The sequence below is a fragment of the Glaciecola siphonariae genome, assembly GCF_042652645.1.
Taxonomy (GTDB): Bacteria; Pseudomonadota; Gammaproteobacteria; order Enterobacterales; family Alteromonadaceae; genus Glaciecola; species Glaciecola siphonariae.
Genome location: NZ_JBHSGU010000027.1, coordinates 1 through 1,696, shown reverse-complemented (window position 1 = coordinate 1,696; position 1,696 = coordinate 1). Strand labels below are relative to the sequence as shown.

General features: G+C 44.0%; 3 protein-coding genes. All 3 read left to right on the top strand.

What is annotated here, in order from left to right; all coding sequences use genetic code 11:
- On the top strand, positions 1 to 875 hold an 875-nt coding region (locus ACFO4O_RS16710), incomplete at its 5' end, for a hypothetical protein (RefSeq protein ID WP_382410607.1).
- Positions 876 to 884: 9 nt separating this feature from the next.
- Complete coding sequence (locus ACFO4O_RS16705) at positions 885 to 1,199, top strand: hypothetical protein (RefSeq protein ID WP_382410605.1); 315 nt, start codon at positions 885 to 887, stop codon at positions 1,197 to 1,199.
- Between the two features lie 26 nt (positions 1,200 to 1,225).
- On the top strand, positions 1,226 to 1,474 hold the full coding sequence (locus ACFO4O_RS16700) for a hypothetical protein (protein WP_382410603.1): 249 nt from the start codon (positions 1,226 to 1,228) through the stop codon (positions 1,472 to 1,474).
- Positions 1,475 to 1,696 lie beyond the last annotated feature (222 nt).

The window sequence follows — 1,696 nt, the reverse complement described above, 5'->3', positions numbered from 1 at the left end:
TGGACGAAGTAAAAACTAAGAAGGTTGCGAAAACAGGCTCTAGATTAAGGACAGAAACTGAAACTACGACCTCTGGAACAGTAAATATGGCTGACGGAAGTAGTCGAAAATTTAGTATAACGCAAACGACTAACAGTAATTCCAACGGTTCGGCTACTACTGTTAGTATATCTGGTAATTCAGGTGGTGGGAGCGGAGCTGTAGATATCGGCTCCACAAAGCAAACAGCGACACAAAGTGCGGTTGAGCCTACCAGTACCAATTACAATCAATTATACTCAGATACGGCCTCTACGATTGCTAATGGTGCAGCCGCTGCCATTGGCAATCTAATACCTGACATGGCAAACGGCATAGCTGATTGGACTGAGAGGTTTCTACATCAAGATTCTGGCTCTCTAGGTAGGATGGACCAATGGGTTGATGTAGATAACGAAGTTGCACAAGGTGTGGCAAATGACTTTAGGAAAGTCGCTGCTGTTGGCACCACCATCGTTCCAATTATAAGAACCAGTGTATCGACTTCTTTAACGACGCAGCTTGGTCAGCAAGGTATCAAACACAACCCTGCGAATATAGTTCAGATAGGCAAAAATGCGAACGGAAAAATCATGTTTCTTGAAACTGGTAATTCTAGCGCAGGATTGCAGCACATTGTGCAAAGGCATGGAGCCGACTTTGCCAACCGAGGGATAAGTCAATCACAAATTCCCCAAGCCGTTATGGCTGCGGTTACCAGAGGTAAGGTCGTAGGCTACCAAGGCAAAGGAACTGGTAGACCTATATATGAAGTTGGCTTTGGAGGGCAAACTCATAGAATGGCAGTAACAACAGGAAGTAATGGATTTATTGTTGGGGCTAACCCAGCAAGATAGGTGAGCAATATGAGAAAGATTAAATTGATGACGGATTATGATTGCTATCCGTTATGGGAAGAGCTAAGCGACGGCTTAGATAATATAGCACCGTCATCACTGCCAATATCTGAGAGTTTAGCTACAAGAATTGATGCTTGGGGCGACGAATATGATAAAACAATGAACCGTGAGGATCCTGCAGCCTCTGGATTCTGCAATGAGCAAGCTCTAGTTGCGTTTGAAGAGGAGGGTGAAACGCTTTTCGCTGAGCTAAAGCAGGAGTTGAGTGAGGAATTTGCTATTACTTACTTCAGTACACACTCAAATAGCTTAAAACCATAAAGTCTAGATTTTCATCCGCAGACCTAGTGCCGCAAAACGTAGCAAGAACTTTTTTACGTTACCATATCGTACCCTTTGCTAAGCCGAAAGGTGGAGATTGGTCGTCGTTAGACGGACTCGGGGCAAGACTCGCCAGCACGGATGACCACATGGCTACGTGTCGCGGTTTTACCGAGCGCGACAAATTACATCAAGGCTGTTTGCTAGTACACATATTGCGTGTAGACATGATTCCCCACCATCCTCATGTGAATCCTCCTCATGCATTTTTTTAGGTGCTTTTGATTTCTAATGTTTACTGAAGCTCTTCTCGCAGATTCATCAACAATATGCCGAGCATATTTTCGCCACTTCCATCTCCGCCGCATCCCCAGTAGTAACCAAAAAGGTGAGCTTTCAACAAGCACTTTACCCCCTATTGATAATAATAATATTTTGGCAGCTTGGTTGTTTTGAAACTTGCGATTTAGCGCATCTCTCATCACATTTACTTTTAC